This window comes from Streptomyces cyaneochromogenes (assembly GCF_003963535.1).
GTDB classification, from domain to species: Bacteria; Actinomycetota; Actinomycetes; order Streptomycetales; family Streptomycetaceae; genus Streptomyces; species Streptomyces shaanxiensis.
Genome location: NZ_CP034539.1, coordinates 7,845,261 through 7,862,023 on the forward strand (window position 1 = coordinate 7,845,261; position 16,763 = coordinate 7,862,023).

The window sequence follows — 16,763 nt, forward strand, 5'->3', positions numbered from 1 at the left end:
AAAGGAGTATCCGTGAAGAACGCAGGACAACTGTCGCGGCGCCAGATCCTCGCCGCCGCCGGTTTCATCGGCCTCGCCACCCTCACCGGCTGCGGCAGCGGCGACGACGGCGGGGACTCCAAGGACCTGTCGAAGAAGCAGAACGGCGCGATGAAGGAGTACCGCACCGGACAGCAGTTCAAGGCCGCGAAGCCCCTCTCCTTCTCGCTGCTGCACAACAACAACCCCGTCTACCCGACGAAGAGCGGCTGGCTGTTCTGGCAGGAGGTCACCAAGCGCACCGGCATCACGCTCAAGCCCGTCGACGTCCCGCTGGCGGACTACGAGAAGAAGCGCAGCGTCCTCATCGGCGCGGGCGACGCCCCCTTCCTGATCCCCAAGACCTACCACCCCTCCGAGGTCGCCTTCGTGTCGTCCGGCGCGATCCTCGCCGTCAGTGACTACGTGCACCTGATGCCCAACTTCCAGGACAAGGTGAGGAGATGGAAGCTCGAGCCCGAGCTCGACTCCATACGCCAGTCCGACGGCAAGTACTACCTGCTGCCCGGCCTGCACGAGAAGGCCAAGTCCGGCTACTCACTGTCCTTGCGCACGGACGTCCTCGACAAGCACGGACTGGCCCTGCCCACCAGCTGGGACGAGGTGTACGACGTCCTCAAGGCACTCAAGGCCGAGTACCCGGACACATACCCCTGGACCGACCGCTGGAGCACCAACACCCCCTTCCCGTGCGGCGCGCTGTTCAGCTACCTCGGCCAGGCGTACGGGGTCAAGGCGGGGTGGACGTACGACAACATCTCCTTCGACTCCAAGGCGCAGAAGTTCGTCTTCACCGCCACGCAGGACGGCTACCGGCAGATGATCGAGTACCTGCGCAAGCTCGTCGCCGAGAAGCTCCTCGACCCGGAGAGCTTCACCCAGCAGGACGACCAGGCGGTGCAGAAGCTGCTGGCCGAGAAGTCCTATGTGATCAGTGCCAACCCGCAGGAGCTGGTGCAGAACTACCGCTACAACCTGCGGAAGCAGATCAAGGGCGCGAAGATCGAGATGGTGCCGGTGCCGCTCGGCCCGGCGGGCCCGGTGGTGCTCGGCGGGGCCCGGCTGGAGAACGGCATCATGATCTCCAGCAAGGCCCTCAAGAGCGACACCTTCGTCGCGATGATGCAGTTCGTGGACTGGCTCTGGTACTCCGACGAGGGCCAGAAGTTCTGCAAGTGGGGCGTCCCGGGCGTCACCTACACCGAGTCCGGCGACACCTACGAGCTCAAGCCCGGCATCTCCCTGATGGGCTCCGACCCGGACGCCCCGAAGGACCTCCAGAAGGACTACGGCTTCTTCAACGGCGTCTTCACCTACGGCGGCAGCTGGGCCCTGGTCTCCTCCAACTTCAGCCCGGACGAGAAGAAGTTCCAGGACGCCATGACCCAGCGCGAACAGCTCCCGATCGACCCGGCGCACCCGCTGCAGTCCATGGAGCAGGAACAGGCGACGCTCTGGGACACCCCGCTCAAGGACCACGCCATCCAGAACACCCTCAAGTTCGTCCTCGGCAAGCGCCCGCTGTCCGAATGGGACGACTACGTCGCCGAGTCGAAGGCCAAGAACATGGACCAACTCGTGGACCTGCACAACAAGGCGAAGGAACGCTTCGAGAAGGAGAACGGGTGAGCGGCGGCGTCCGTACGGCCGACTTCGGCGCCGGAGTCCTCTCCCGCGCCGCCGCCCTGATCCACACCCTGGTCACCGTCGAGGCCCTGCTGCTCCTGGCCGCCGCACCCGGACTCGCCGGCCTGCTCCTCCTCGGCCCCGACCCGGCCAACCTGCCCCTGGCCGCCGTATGCCTGCTGCCGCTGGGCCCCGCCCTGTCCGCCGCCGTCTACGCCCTGCACCACCGCACCGGTGACCTCACCGATCTGCACCCGGCCCGCGCCTACGTCCGAGGCTGGCGGCTCAACGCCCTCCCGGCGCTGCGGCTCTGGACACCACTGCTCGCCTGGCTGACCGTCATCGCCTTCACCCTGACCCACTTCTCGGCCACCGGTCTGCCCGGCTGGTGGGCGGTGCTGCTCGGCGTGATCGGCACCGGCTCCCTGCTGTGGGGCGCGCACGCGCTGGTCCTCACCTCGCTGTTCGCCTTCCGCGGCCGCGACACCGCCCGCCTCGCCGCGTACTTCCTCTTCCGGCACGGCCGCGCCACCCTCGGCGCCGCCTCCCTGCTCCTGCTGACGGCCGCGTCGACCGCCCTGCTGACCGAGGCCCTGCCCGCCCTGCTGGCGGCCCCACTGCTGCTCTCCCTGCTGCACAGCAGCCGCCCGGTGATCGCCGAGACCCAGGAGGACTTCACCGCATGACCGCGCCGCGCACCCCGAGGATCCCGTACGGCGGCGACTACAACCCCGAACAGTGGCCGCAGCAGGTCTGGGACGACGACCACCGCCTGTTCACCCAGGCCCGCATCGACACCCTCACCGTCGGCGTCTTCACCTGGTCCCTCACCCAACCCGCCCCGGACACCTACGACTTCACGCACCTCGACCGCATCCTCGACCGAGCCGCCGCCGAGAACCGCCGGGTCTGCCTGGCCACGGGCACCGCGGCCCTCCCGCCCTGGCTCGCGAAGCAGTACCCGGAAGTCAACCGCACCGACTTCGAGGGCCGCCGCCACCGCTACGGCCGGCGCCACAGCTTCTGCCCCAGCTCACCGGCGTACCGCGAGCACGCCACCGCGATCGCCGCCCGCCTCGCCGAACGCTACGCGGACCACCCGGCGCTGCTCGCCTGGCACATCAACAACGAGTACGGCGGGGCCTGTTACTGCGACCTGTGTGCCGCCGCCTTCCGGGAACGGCTCCGGGCCACGTACGGCACCCTCGATGCCCTCAACGACGCCTGGTGGACGACCTTCTGGTCCCACCGCTACACCGACTGGGACCAGATCGAGCCCCCCAACGCCCTCACCGAACACTGGCGCGGCCCCGACCACACCGCCTTCCAGGGCATCACCCTCGACTACTTCCGCTTCACCACCGACGCCCTCCTCGGCTGCTTCCTCGCCGAGAAGGAGGTGATCCGCGCCCAGGACCCGGACACGCCGGTCACCACCAACTTCATGGGCATGTTTCGCCCCCTCGACTACCACCGCTGGGCGCCCCACCTCGACTTCGCATCCTGGGACAGCTACCCGCCCCTCGACGCCCCGCCCACCTGGCCGGCCCTCGCCCACGACCTGATGCGCGGCCTCAAGGACGGCGCCCCGTTCTGGCTGATGGAGCAGACCCCGTCCACGACGGCCTGCCGTGACGTCAATCCGCTGCGCCGCCCGGGCGAGCTCCGCCTGGCCACCTTCCAGGCCATCGCCCACGGCGCAGACGCGGCCCTCTACTTCCAGATGCGCGCATCCCGCGGAGCCTGCGAGAAGTACCACGGCGCGGTCATCGGTCACGCGGGCCGGGACGACACGCGCGTGTTCCGTGAAGTGGCGGAACTGGGACGGGAGTTGGAGGCTCTTGGCGACGCGACCCTCGGTGCGCGCACCCCGGCCCGCACCGCCCTTCTCTTCGACTGGGACAGCTGGTGGGCCCTGGAGATCTCCGACGGTCCCTCTCGACTGGTCAAGTACCAGGAGGTGGTCCACGCCTACTACCGGGCCGCCCGCGAGGCGGGCGCGGACGTGGACGTCGTCCCGGTCACCGCCGACCTCACCACGTACGACGTGGTGCTGGCCCCCGTCCTGCACATGGTCAAGGGCGACCTCGCCGGCCGATTGGAGGCCGTCGCCGCGCGTGGCGGGACGGTCCTGACGACGTTCCTCTCGGGCCGCGTCGACGAACACGACCGAGCCTTTCTCACCGATGTTCCCGGCCCGTTCGGTCCGCTCATGGGGGTCCGCGTCGACGAGTGGGACTCCCGGCCGACGGACGTCGTGCGACCGGTCCGGCTGGGGGAGCTGACCTGCGAGGCACGCCTGGTCTTCGAGATCGTGCTGCCGCGCGGCGCCGAGGCGGTCGGCACGTACGGCGCCGACTTCTACGCCGGCACCCCGGCCGTGACCCGGCACGCCTGCGGACAGGGCGAGGGGTGGTACGTCGCCACCGCCCTCGACCAGCCCGGCGTCCACTGGGTGGTCCGCCGGATCCTGGCTCGCCACGACCTGCTCGGCCCGTACGCCGACCACCCCGAGCTGGAGACCGCGACCCGGGTTTCCCCGGACGGGACCAGCCTCCTCTTCCTCCTCAACCACACCCCTGAACCCGCCCACCTGACCGCGCACACCACCGCCACCGACCTGCTCACCGGCAAACGGGTCGAGGAGGGCGAACCCCTGACCCTCGACCCGCTCGGCACGGCGATCCTGCGGACGCGGTAGCCACAGCCCTTCAGTGGATGCGCCGCCCATGTGCGTCGGCCACACCCGACTTGCGCAAGAAGTAGCTGTTGATCTGATCGCGCCACTCGCGGGCGCTGCGGAGCTGCTCCTCGAACCGCTCCGCCACCCGCGCGTGGCGCGCCGGGTCCATGAGCCCGGCCAGCGAAGCCCACACCTCCCGGGCCTCCTCCACCTCTTGCACGCCTTCGAAGTGTGTGTCGTATATGTGCTGGATCACCGTCTTCCCACTTTGAAGCGTGTGCCCGTAGGACACGTGGTGGAAGAACAGCAGCAGCTCGTCCGGGCAGGTGTCCGGCGACTCGTACACCTCGGCCCACACCTTGGCGTACTGACCCGCATACCCGGTGCCGGTCGTCACGCTGCGGTCGACGCCGATGCCGTCGCGGTCGGCGAAGTGGTAGGTGCCCCAGGGGCTGTACTCGTAGCCGTCGACGCTCGGGCCGTAGTGGTGGCCGGGCTGCACCATCCAGCCCACCCCGAGCGGGGCGGTGTACTTCTCGTACGTCCGCCACGAGCCGTCCAGCACGGTCCGCAGCCCCGCGTGCAGGCGTGTGTCGGCGGGGCCGGGCGCGAAGGTGAGCCCGATCCACTCGTCGAGGATCCGGCCGGGATCCGCGTGCGGCTGCCAGGCCAGCCGCCCGAAGGTGTACAGGTTCGCCTGGGCCAGCGGGTGCCCGGTCCAGAACGGGTCGTCGCCGACGTTGGACACGGCGACGAGACCGCCGCGCGCCAGCTCCCCGACGGACGCACCGTCCGCCCCGCCGTGCGGCCGGAACCGCAGCACCTCGCTCCACATCGGCCCCAGCCAGCACACGTGCCGCTGCTGCCCGGTGTACTCCTGCGTGGCCTGCGTCTCCACCGCGAGCCGGGTGCCGGGCATCGCGCCGATCAGCGGCGAGACCGGCTCGCGCACCTGGAAGTCCATCGGCCCGTGCTTGACCTGGAGGACGGCGTTGTCGGCGAACTCCCCGTCCAACGGCGTGAAATGGTCGTACGCCGCCCGCGCCCGGTCCGTCGTCCGGTCCCGCCAGTCCTGGCGGTGGTCGTAGACGAACGCCCGCCAGTGCACCGTGCCGCCGTACGGCTCCAGCGCCGCGGCCAGCATGTTCGCGCCGTCCGCGTGGCTGCGGCCGTACGCGAACGGCCCCGGCCGGCCCTCGGAGTCGGCCTTCACCACGTACCCGCCGAAGTCGGGAATCGCCGCGTACGCCCGCGCGCTCGCCTCGGCCCACCACCCCCGCACGGCCTCGTCCAGCGGATCCGCGGTCGGCAGCCCACCGAGCACCATCGGGGCGGCGAAGGTGACCGACAGATGCGTGCGGATGCCGTACGGCCGCAACGCGCCCGCGATCTCGGCGACTTCACGGATCCGGTCCGTGAGGAGATGGGCCTCGGCCTCGTGCACGTTGACGTTGTTCACCGCCACGGCATTGATCCCGCAGGCCGCCAGCAGCCTGCCGTACGCCCGCACCCGCCCCAGCAGTTCCCCGCGCGCCCTGCCGTCCTGCCAGAACAGCGACCCGCCGGCGTACCCGCGCTCCACCTGGCCCATGACCGGGTGCACGGCCACGTTGTCCCAGTGGTCGAGCATGCGCACCGCCGACTCGGGCCGGTGCTCCTCACGTCCGTACGAGCCCTGGAACGCCGTGTCCCCGAGCCGGACGACGTGGAAGAGGCCGTACAGCAGCCCGGACCCGCCGGACGCGGTGACGGTCGCAGGGCCGTCACCGCGCTCGAAGGTGAACGCCTCACCGCCGCCGCCGTCTTCGGCGCCGGTCAGCTCCAGTACCAGGTCGTACCGTTCGTACGGTGCGCAGGACACGAGAGTCCCGTCGCGCGAGACGCTTCCCCCGAACCGTACGCAGGCCTCCGCCACTTCCGCGTGCACCGTGTCCACCAGCGGACCCGAGCCACGGATCAGCGTCCGCCGGGTGCCGATCGGCCGGAACGCCTCGTCCGGCAGCCAGGCCGGATCGACACCCTGCATGAGACCCCCAACGCGTCCGCTCAGGCGAGCAGTTCGACTTCCGACACCACCGCCTCGCCGTCGAGCACCAGGCGGTACTCCCCGTACGTACCCGGTGACCCCACCGTGAACGCCCGTGTCTGGCGGTCCCACGCGAAGGACTGCCCCGAGCGCTGGTCGAGGGTCTGCCACGTGGTCCCGTCGTCCGATCCCTGGAGCGTCCAGCCGGTCGGCGCCTTCGTCCGGTCCGACGGTGACGTCAGGGTGTACTGCACGGCCTCGGCGTCCTCGGACACCGGCAGCTCCACCGAGGTGACGCTCGCCTGGGTGGCCGAGGTGTTGTCGAAGAGCGCGCCCTCACCCTTCAGGACGTCCGCCCTCGGCACCGGCACCTCGTCGTCCTTGGTGATCGACACGGGCGCCGCGTTCTTGCCGGTGCCCCACGACGAGGGCCGCGGCCCCATGTCGAACTCCAGGACGCCACCCTTCGCGATCAGCGAGTGGGGCAGCGAAGTCGACCTCCACGGCACGCCGTTGACCTTCACGCCCTGTACGTACACGTTGCGCGCGCTGTTCCTCGGCGCCTTGACGACCAGCTCCCGGCCGTTCTCCAGATGGACCGTCGCCTTGGTGAACAAGGGCGACCCGATCGCGTACTCGCCGCTGCCCATCACCAGCGGATAGAAGCCCAGCGCCGAGAACAGGAACCAGGCCGACTGCTCGCCGTTGTCCTCGTCGCCGTGGTAGCCCTGCCCGATCTCGCTGCCGACGTAGAGCCGCGACAGCACCTCACGGACGTTCTTCTGTGTCTTCCAGGGCTGCCCGGCGGCGTTGTACATGTAGTTCGCGTGGTGGGCGACCTGGTTGGAGTGGCCGTACATGCCCATCCGGACGTCCCGCGCCTCCGTCATCTCGTGGATGACCCCGCCGTAGGAGCCGACGAAGTCGGGCGAGGCCGTCTCCGGGGTGGCGAAGTACTCGTCGAGCTTGTCGGCGAGGCCGCCGCGGCCGCCGTAGAGGTTGGCCAGGCCCCGGCTGTCCTGCGGGGCGGTGAAGGCGTAGCCCCAGCCGTTGGTCTCCGTGTAGTCGTAGCCCCACACGCGCGGGTCGTACTTCGAGGACTCGACGCGCCAGTCGCCCTTCGCGTCACGGCCCTGGAAGAAGCCGGCCTTCCCGTCGAAGAGGTGCACATAGTCCTGGGCGCGGTTCAGGAAGTACTCCGCCTCCTCCTTGTACCGCTTGTCGCCGGTCTTCTTGTACAGCGCCTGGCCCATCCGCGCGATGCCGTAGTCGTTGAGATAGCCCTCCAGCGCCCACGACAGGCCCTCGTGCGTCTCGGTGCTCGTGTAGCCGAGGAAGGGCGAGGTCTCCATGCCCTTGCGGCCCACGCCGGACGACGGGGGCACGACCGTCGCGTTCTTCACGGCCGCGTCGTAGGCCGACTTCGCGTCGAAGTCGACGCCCTTGACGTAGGCGTCCGCGAAGGCGACGTCGGACGAGGTGCCGGTCATGAGGTCCGCGTAGCCGGGGGAGGACCAGCGGGAGGTCCAGCCGCCGTCCTTGTACTGCTGCACGAACCCGTCGACCATCTCGCCCGCCTGGCCCGGCGTGAGGAGCGAGTACGCCGGCCAGGTGGTCCGGTACGTGTCCCAGAAGCCGTTGTTGACGTACACCTTGCCGTCGACGATCTTCGCGCCGGTGTGCGTCGGGGTGTCGGGGTTCGGCATCGGGGAGAACGGCGAGGCGTACTGGTACTTCGAACCGACCTTCTCGAAACCGGAGTTGGGGTACAGGTACAGCCGGTACAGGCTGGAGTACAGCGTGGTCAGCTGGTCCGGCGTCGCGCCCTCCACCTCGACCTTGCCGAGCAGGCGGTCCCACTGGCGCTGGGCGCGCGACTTCACGGTGTCGAAGGAGGTGCCGTCGGGGATCTCCTGGCGCAGGTTGTCCTTCGCCTGGTCGATGCTGATGAGGGAGGTGGCGAGACGGAGGGTGACGGTCCGGTCGTCGCCGGCGTCGAAGCGCAGGTGCCCCTTCACCCCACTGGAGGATCCCTCGGTCACCGGCTTGTCGAACGTGCCGTACACGAACAACCGGGTCGCACCCGTCGACAGCCCGGACTTCACGTCCGAGTAGCCGGTGACGATCCCGTTCTCCTTGTCGAGCGTGAGCCCCGCCTGGTCCGTCACGTTGTCGAAGAGGACGCTCGCGTCGTCACCCGGGTAGGTGAAGCGCAGCACCGCCGCGTGGTCGGTGGGCGCCATCTCCGCCTTGAGGCCGTTCTCGAACCGCACCCCGTAGTAGTACGGCCGTGCCGTCTCGTTCTCGTGCCGGAAGGCCAGCTCGCGCGCCTCACGTCCGGTGTCCGGGGTGCCGGCGGCGGCCGACGGCATCACCTGGAAGGTCTGCCGGTCACCCATCCAGGGGCTCGGCTCATGACTGGCGCTGAACGCCTGGATCGTCGGCAGGTTGTCGTCGTTGTTCGATCGGGCGTAGTCGTACAGCCAGCTCAGCGACCCCGCGTTCGTCACCGGCGTCCAGAAGTTGAAGCCGTGCGGCACGGCGGTCGCCGGGAAGTTGTTGCCGCGCGAGAAGCCGCCGCTGGAGAGGGTGCCGCGGGTGGTGAGCGCGTAGTCCGACTTGTGGGCCTTCGGCTTCTCGGGGGCGACCGTCCGCAGCGCGATGTCGTCCAGCCAGCCCCGGAACTTCGCCGGGCCCCTGGGGGAGTCGTAGGCCACGAGTATCCGGTCGACGGTCCTGCCGGCCGCGACCGACCCGATCCGCGAGGCGACGTTGTTCCACTGGTTGACGTACAGCACCTTGGCGGCGCCCTGCCCGCGCGGGGAGAGCGGGAAGCCGTGCTGGTCGGTGGCGCCGAGGTCGCTCAGATAGGTGCCGTCGGTGAAGGCGAGGTCGACGGAGACGTTCGTGGCGTCGTAGTCGAGGTCGCCGTCGGCCATCGACGGGAAGACGCGGTAGGACAGGCGGGTGTCGCGGCCGACGGCCACGTTCACGTCGTACACCTTGTTGTACGAGTACGCCTTCCCGTCCGCCGTGTGCCGGCCGGCGTAGCGCAGGGCCCGCTTTCCGGTGAAACCGGCGCCCGCCTTGGCGGTCGGGGAGCCGCTCGGGCCGCGGTCGACCAGGGAGAGCATGTCCTGCGGGACCGGGCCCTCGCTGCCGCCGGTGGAGAACTGGACGTCGGCGAGCTGCAGGATGCCGGAGGCGCCGTTGTTCTTGGCGACCTCCAGCCGGAAGTGCCGGTATTCGGCCGGTTCCGCGATGTCGTACGTCTTTGTCTGGAACCGTTCGGCGAACGTCTCACCGGAGCGGGTGTCGACGGTCTTCCAGTCCTTGCCGTCCGTGGACGCCTTCAGGGTCCAGTCCCGCGGGTCGCGCTCGGCGTAGTCATTGGCCGAAGTGAGCGCGTATTTCGCGATTCTCGCTGGTTTGTCCAGATCGAATTCCACCCATCCGGTGGCTTCGAAAACCAGCCACTTACTGCTCGGCTCCCCGTCGACGAGGTTCTCCTTCACCTCCCCGCCACCGGTGTTCTCGCCGTTCGCCCGCACGTCCGTCACATGGTCGGTCACATTGCCCGGGATGCCGCTGCTGTAGCCGCCGTCGACGCCCGAGGACCGCTTGGTGCCGTCCGGCGCGGTGTCGACGGTGCTGAGCCAGTCGGGTGCCGGGTCGCCGGCCTCGAACGAGGAGGCGAACTCCCGGTCGGCCGCCGAGGGCGCCTCCGGCAGGGCGACGGCCACCCCCTGCGAGCCCACGGTCAAAGCGAAGGCGGCCGCCGACACGACCGCCGTACCCCATCTGTGCCGAGCTCTCTGCTGCATAAGCCGGTACCCTCCCTGCGCACGGGACAACGTTGTCAACTTCGCTGCGCAAGGATCAGTTGTGGCTCAAGTGCCAAGTATTGTCAAGGGTGTTGGCTGTGGCATTCGGGGCTTATGCTGCGGATTTTTCGGGCAAGCGGCGCACAGGCCACTCATATTTCCGGGAGGTCTCAACTCGGAAAAGACCACCGGCCAACCTTGCATTCGATCTTGCTCCGCTGGCGGGAAGTGGACTATACCTGTCGGCACTTCACATGATTGCGCACTTCCTGCACGACCCCAGCTTGACCCGATCGCGGTGCCGGGGAGGATCCGGTTCACCGCCTGAGTCCTGGAGAAGGCGAGGACTTGAGCATGGGATCCACTTCTGCCCAGAATCCCGAGAACAACGGCTCCGCGGGTGTCGGACGCCGCGATCTGATCAAGCGGTCCGCCGCGCTCGGCCTGATCTCCGTACCGACGATGAGTTTCCTGTCCGCGTGTGCCAGTGGCGGGGGCGGCGGCAACGGTGACAAAGCCAAGGAGGGCACGAAGACCGCGAAGAACCCGCTCGGCGTCAATGACACCGCGCAGATGGAGTTCGTGCTCTTCGACGGCGGTTTCGGCAAGGAGTACGCCGAGGACGCCGTGAAGATCTACGAGCAGAACTTCCCCAAGGTGAGCGTGAAGTTCTCCGCCACCCAGAAGATCCAGTCCACGCTCCAGCCCCGCTTCAACCAGGGCACCCCGCCCGACCTCATCGACAACTCCGGTGCCGAACAGATGGACATGGGCGTCCTCGTCGGCAAGGACCAGCTCACGGACCTCACGCCGCTGCTGGACGCCCCGTCGTACGACGACCCGAACAAGAAGGTCCGCGACACGCTGCGCCCCGGCATCGTGGAGATGGGCCAGTTCGACGGCGACCCGGTCTGGATCATGTACTACGCCTACACGGTGTACGGCGTCTGGTACTCGCAGAAGGCCCTGGACTCGCTCGACGCCACGTATCCCGAGACCTGGGACGAGATGCTCGCGGTCTGCGAGAAGGCCAAGAAGAAGGGCATGGCGGGCTGGACGTACGCGGGCAAGTACCCGTACTACCTCCCCTTCTCGCTCTACCCGATGATCGGCAAGGTCGGCGGCGTGGAGGTCCTCGACGCCATCGACAACCTGGAGCCGAACGCCTGGAAGCACCCGGCGGTCAAGGCGTGCTTCGAGGCGTACTACGAGCTCTACAAGAAGGGCTACGTCCTCAAGGGCACCCCAGGTCTGGACCACATCCAGTCGCAGACCGCGTGGGCCGAGGGCAAGGCGCTGTTCATCCCGAACGGCTCCTGGGTGGAGAACGAGTCGGCGAAGGTCATCCCGGCGGACTTCGGCCTGGCCGTCTCCGCGCCGACCGGTATCGACAGCTCCGACAAGCTGCCCTTCGGCACGATCTGGGCCTCCGGCGGTGAGCCGTTCATCGTCCCGGCCAAGGCGAGGAACGCCGCCGGCGGTATGGAGCAGCTGCGCGTCATGCTGAGCGAGGCGAGCTCCAAGAACTTCACCAGCAAGGTCAAGTCGCTGACCGCCTACAACGGCGGCACGGACGGCATCACCCTGACCCCGGGTCTGAAGTCCGGTGTCGCGGCGCTGGACAAGGCCGGCCAGAACGTGGTGAACCCGCGGCTGCAGGACTGGTACGTGCAGCTGCAGAAGGAGAAGATCGGTGTGTCCGGTCTCGGCGAGATGATGGCCGGGCGCCTCACCCCGGCCGAGGCCATCAAGAAGATCCAGGGCTTCGCCGACGAGGCCGCCAAGGACACGTCGATCAAGCACTACAAGCACCAGTAGATCCGGTGAGGATCCGTCACCAGCGGCTGCACGCGCGCGCAGATCGGGGTCGATAGCAATGCAGCACGGCAAGTACCGGTTCATCGTGGGGTTCCTCGCGGTGCCCCTGGGGCTGTACGCGCTCTTCGTCGTCTGGCCGTTCATCCAGTCCATCTACTACTCGTTCACGGACTGGACCGGTCTGAGCCCCGAATTCAAGATGGTCGGCTTCGACAACTACGAGCGGATGCTCGACGACGACATCTTCTGGAAGTCGTTGCAGCACAGTCTGTTCTTCGCGTTGTTGCTGCCGCTGGTGACGCTGAGTTTCGCGCTTTTCCTCGCTTTCATGATCAATGTGGGTGGACGGCGCAGAAAAGGCGGCCCGGCGATCACCGGAGTCCGCGGCTCGTCGTTCTACAAGATCGTCTATTTCTTCCCGCAGGTGCTGTCGATCGCCATCGTCGCGCTGCTGTTCGCCTTCGCGTACAACCCGGACAGCGGCGCGATCAACTCGATCCTGCGCGGGATCGGCCTCGACAGCGTCCAGCCGCTCTGGCTGGGCGACCCGAATCTCGCGCTGTGGGCCGTGATGGGCGTGATCGTCTGGTCCACGGTCGGCTTCTTCGTGGTCCTGTTCTCCGCCGGTATGGCGTCCATCCCGGCGGATCTGTACGAGGCCGCGCTGCTCGACGGAGCCGGCCGCGCCAGCACCTTCTTCCGGATCACCCTGCCGCTGCTGTGGGACACCGTGCAGTCCGGCTGGGTCTACATGGGCATCCTCGCCCTCGGCGCCGAGTCGTTCGCGGTCGTGCACATCATGACGACCGGACCCGGTGGCCCGGACTACTCGACCACGGTCATGGTCCTGTACGTGTACCAGAAAGCGTTCCGTGACGGGCAGGCCGCCTACGCCACCACGATCGGTGTGGCCCTGCTCATCGTCACGCTGGCCTTCGCCGCGGTCGTGATGCGGCTGGGACGGCGCGAGCGGCTGGAGTTCTGACAGTTGACTTCCTCCCCCTCGTGAACGAGGGGGATCCCTACGGCTCGCGCCGTGGGGATTCCTGCTTCGTCGCCGACTGCCCGCCCGGAGTTCTCCGTTGAGGTCTTACACCAGCTCCACAGGCTGTAACGGCCAGCCCGGCCGCCAGCAGATTCTTCGCCGCGTTCACGTCCCGGTCATGGGTCGTGCCGCAGCCGCATGTCCAGGTGCGGACATGCAGCGGCATCCTGTCCTGCAAGGTGCCGCAGGTCGAGCACAGCTTGGAGGAGGGGAACCACCGGTCGACCGCGATCAATTCGCGGCCGTACCAGGCGGCCTTGTACTCCAGCATGCCGCGGAACTCGCTCCACGCGGCATCGCTGATGGCGCGGGCGAGCTTCCGATTCTTGACCATGTTGCGCACGGTCAGTTCCTCGATCACGAGCGTTTGGTTTTCACGCACGAGTTTCGAGGTGAGCTTGTGCAGGTGGTCACGCCTGCGATCAGCGATGCGGGCGTAGACCTTGGCGACCTTGCGCCGGGCCTTGGCCCGGTTCGCCGAACCCTTCTGCTTGCGGGCAAGGTTGCGCTGGGCCACGGCGAGCCGGGCACGGTCCTTTCGTTCGCACCTCGGGTTGGCGATCTTCTCCCCGGTAGAGAGAGTCAGCAGGTGGTCCAGGCCCACATCGATACCGATCGCGCCATCAGCGGCGGCCAGCGGCCTCACGCCCGGGTCCTCGCACAGCATCGATACGAACCAGCGTCCGGCGGCGTCCTGCGACACGGTCACCGTGGACGGCTTCGCCCCCTCGGGCAGGGGTCGGGACCACACGATATCCAGCGGTTCGGACATCTTTGCCAGCGTCAGCTTCCCGTCACGGAAACGGAACCCGCTGGTGGTGTACTCGGCGGACTTCCGGGACTTCTTCCGGGACTTGAAGCGCGGGTACTTGGCCCGTTTGCCGAAGAAGTTGGTGAACGCCACCTGGAGGTGGCGCAGCGTCTGCTGGAGCGGGACCGAGGACACCTCGTTGAGGAATGCCAGTTCCCTGGTCTTCTTCCACGCTGTCAGCATGGCCGAGGTCTGGTTGTAGTTGACCCGTTCCTGCCGCGCCCACGCCTCCGTACGGGCGGCGAGGGCAAGGTTGTAGACCTTCCGCACACAGCCGAACGTGCGCGACAGCTCGGCAGTCTGCGCATCGGTCGGATAGAAGCGGTACTTGAACGCCCGCTTCACGCACGTCGTGGCCACACTCACAAACTAGCGGGGCTACAGGTAAAGATCAAACCGGGGCAGAGCACTCCGATCCGCCCTGAAGGGTGCAGTATCCATGGAGGAACCCGATGAAGACGACCGAGGCCACCGCTCCCGTACCGGCCGAGTCCGGTATGCCCGTCACCAAGATCGACGTACCGGCCAAAAAGGCGGCCAAGGAGAAGAAAGAGGGCACCGTCCTCAACGTCTTCTCGCACGGGGTTCTCGTCATCTGGGCGTTCATGGTCGTCATGCCGCTGCTCTGGGCGGTGATGACGTCCTTCAAGGACGACAGGTCCATCTTCAGCTCGCCCTGGTCGCTGCCGGACGAACTGCACTTCTCGAACTGGTCGCGGGCGTGGACCCAGGCCAACATGAGCGACTACTTCCTCAACACCATCCTGGTGGTGGGGGGTTCGCTGATCGGCACCCTGGTGCTCGGCTCGATGGCGGCGTACGTCCTCGCCCGGTTCGACTTCCCGGGCAACCGCTTCATCTACTTCCTCTTCATCGGCGGCATGAGCTTCCCGATCATGCTCGCCCTGGTCCCGCTGTTCTACGTCGTGAACAACATGGGCCTGCTGAACACCATCCACGGCCTGATCCTGGTCTACATCGCGTACTCGCTGCCGTTCACGGTGTTCTTCCTGACGGCGTTCTTCCGCACACTGCCGACCTCGGTGGCCGAGGCGGCCTTCGTCGACGGCGCCTCCCACTCCCGCACGTTCTTCCAGATCATGCTGCCGATGGCCAAACCGGGTCTGATCAGCGTCGGCATCTTCAACTTCCTGGGGCAGTGGAACCAGTACATGCTGCCGACGGTGCTCAACACCGACCCGGACAAACGGGTCCTCACCCAGGGCCTGGTGCAGCTCGCGGTCAGCCAGGGGTACAAGGGCGACTGGTCCGGCCTCTTCGCCGGTCTGGTGATGGCGATGCTGCCGGTGCTGGCCGCCTACATCGTCTTCCAGCGCCAGGTGGTGGCGGGGCTGACGGCGGGGGCGCTGAAATAGAACTCAGGCGCCGGCCGAGCCGGAGGTAGCGCTCCGAAACCGCGCGTACGCACGCCGTTCCCGGTCCCGGGAACGGCGTGTACACGTATGTGCACGTACCCGGATCCGGTTCAACCTCTTGACGGGAGGCAACCCGAACGGCTCAGCTTAGAGTTCACTAGTTGGACACTGACGGGGCCTCATCGAAGCGGTCCCGCGCGCAGGAGGTCGTCGTGGAGACTCCGGGGTCGCAGTCGTCGCTGCACCGAGCCAATCTGGAGCGGGTCGTGCGGGCCGTACGGCTGGCCGGATCTCTCACCCAGGCGGAGATCGCGAGGACGACGGGTCTGTCCGCGGCGACGGTCTCCAATATCGTCCGTGAGCTCAAGGACGGCGGAACGGTCGAGGTCACGCCCACCTCGGCGGGTGGCCGCCGGGCCCGCAGCGTCTCGCTGAGCGGCGACGCGGGCATCGTCATAGGGGTCGACTTCGGCCACACCCATTTGCGCGTCGCGGTCGGGAACCTCGCCCACCAGGTGCTGGCCGAGGAGTCCGAGCCGCTGGACGTCGACGCCTCCTCGACGCAAGGGTTCGACCGGGCCGAAGAGCTGGTCAACCGGCTGATCGCGGCGACCGGCGTCGACCGCTCCAAGATCGCCGGGGTCGGCCTCGGCGTGCCCGGCCCGATCGACGTGGAGTCCGGCACCCTCGGCTCGACCGCCATCCTGCCCGGCTGGACCGGCACCAAGCCCGCCGAGGAGCTGCGCGGCCGGCTCGGGGTGCCCGTGCACGTGGACAACGACGCCAACCTGGGCGCCCTGGGCGAGCTGGTCTGGGGCAGCGGGCGGGGCGTGCGGGACCTGGCGTACATCAAGGTCGCCAGCGGTGTCGGCGCCGGTCTGGTGATCAGTGGAAAGATCTACCGGGGGCCGGGCGGCACAGCGGGAGAAATCGGTCATATTACCCTTGATGAATCCGGCCCGGTCTGCCGCTGCGGAAACCGGGGCTGCCTGGAGACCTTCGCGGCCGCGCGCTATGTGCTCCCGCTCCTCCAGTCCAGTCACGGCACCGATCTGACCATGGAGGGCGTCGTACGGCTGGCCAGGGACGGAGATCCGGGCTGCCGTCGGGTGATCGCCGACGTCGGCCGCCACATCGGCAGTGGAGTCGCCAATCTCTGCAATCTCCTGAACCCGAGCCGCGTGGTCCTGGGCGGTGATCTCGCCGAGGCCGGTGAGCTGGTGCTCGGGCCGATCCGGGAGTCCGTCGGCCGCTACGCCATTCCCAGTGCGGCGCGCCAACTGTCCGTTCTTCCCGGGGCACTTGGCGGTCGCGCCGAGGTGCTCGGAGCGCTCGCGCTGGCGCTCAGCGAGATGGGTGATTCAACCCTTTTGGACGGCACCCTCCACGCGGCTGCGCCTGCCTTCACTTAGAGAACGGATGGCACCGTTGCCAACCCGTTAAGGATTTACTTCTTGACGTCGCACGTGTGGCCGAGTTGACTTCCAGCCACCTCGGCCGCAATGTCGCGGCCTC

General features: G+C 68.0%; 10 protein-coding genes. 7 read left to right on the forward strand and 3 right to left on the reverse strand.

Annotated features, from left to right (window positions below):
• Nucleotides 1-12 precede the first annotated feature (12 nt).
• Genes EJ357_RS35555 through EJ357_RS35565 form a run of 3 tightly spaced genes read left to right on the forward strand, consistent with a single transcriptional unit; the run spans nt 13 to nt 4,366 of the window.
• The gene (locus EJ357_RS35555; protein ID WP_126395780.1) at nt 13-1,668 is read left to right on the forward strand and encodes an ABC transporter substrate-binding protein; all 1,656 of its coding nucleotides are present in this window, start codon (nt 13-15) and stop codon (nt 1,666-1,668) included.
• Nucleotides 1,665-2,351 (forward strand): hypothetical protein, encoded by a 687-nt coding sequence (locus EJ357_RS35560; RefSeq protein ID WP_126395781.1) that lies wholly within the window; start codon nt 1,665-1,667, stop codon nt 2,349-2,351. The genes EJ357_RS35555 and EJ357_RS35560 overlap by 4 nt, the downstream gene beginning before the upstream one ends.
• A complete protein-coding gene (locus tag EJ357_RS35565) occupies nt 2,348-4,366 on the forward strand; it encodes a beta-galactosidase (protein ID WP_126395782.1) in 2,019 nt (672 codons plus the stop codon). Before EJ357_RS35560 ends, EJ357_RS35565 begins: the two co-directional genes overlap by 4 nt.
• A gap of 10 nt (nt 4,367-4,376) precedes the next feature.
• Here the strand turns inward: EJ357_RS35565 and EJ357_RS35570 are convergent, their stop codons facing one another.
• Complete coding sequence (locus EJ357_RS35570; protein WP_126395783.1) at nt 4,377-6,374, reverse strand: alpha-glucuronidase; 1,998 nt, start codon at nt 6,372-6,374, stop codon at nt 4,377-4,379.
• A gap of 20 nt (nt 6,375-6,394) precedes the next feature.
• Nucleotides 6,395-10,198, reverse strand: a complete 3,804-nt coding sequence (locus EJ357_RS35575) for a GH92 family glycosyl hydrolase (RefSeq protein ID WP_175647634.1) — start codon at nt 10,196-10,198, stop codon at nt 6,395-6,397.
• Nucleotides 10,199-10,552: 354 nt separating this feature from the next.
• Between EJ357_RS35575 and ngcE the strand changes: the two genes are divergently transcribed.
• Together ngcE and EJ357_RS35585 are read left to right on the forward strand one after the other, a co-directional pair.
• On the forward strand, nt 10,553-12,016 hold the full coding sequence (ngcE, locus tag EJ357_RS35580; RefSeq protein ID WP_126395784.1) for an N-acetylglucosamine/diacetylchitobiose ABC transporter substrate-binding protein: 1,464 nt from the start codon (nt 10,553-10,555) through the stop codon (nt 12,014-12,016).
• Between the two features lie 58 nt (nt 12,017-12,074).
• Complete coding sequence (locus EJ357_RS35585) at nt 12,075-13,001, forward strand: carbohydrate ABC transporter permease (RefSeq protein ID WP_126395785.1); 927 nt, start codon at nt 12,075-12,077, stop codon at nt 12,999-13,001.
• 37 nt (nt 13,002-13,038) lie between these two features.
• Here EJ357_RS35585 and EJ357_RS35590 read toward each other — a convergent pair whose 3' ends face one another.
• Complete coding sequence (locus EJ357_RS35590) at nt 13,039-14,232, reverse strand: RNA-guided endonuclease InsQ/TnpB family protein (protein WP_126395786.1); 1,194 nt, start codon at nt 14,230-14,232, stop codon at nt 13,039-13,041.
• Between the two features lie 92 nt (nt 14,233-14,324).
• On the opposite strand from EJ357_RS35590, the gene EJ357_RS35595 reads away from it, so the two are divergent.
• Nucleotides 14,325-15,248 (forward strand): carbohydrate ABC transporter permease, encoded by a 924-nt coding sequence (locus tag EJ357_RS35595; RefSeq protein WP_126395787.1) that lies wholly within the window; start codon nt 14,325-14,327, stop codon nt 15,246-15,248.
• 212 nt (nt 15,249-15,460) lie between these two features.
• Nucleotides 15,461-16,660, forward strand: a complete 1,200-nt coding sequence (locus EJ357_RS35600; RefSeq protein WP_126395788.1) for an ROK family transcriptional regulator — start codon at nt 15,461-15,463, stop codon at nt 16,658-16,660.
• Nucleotides 16,661-16,763 lie beyond the last annotated feature (103 nt).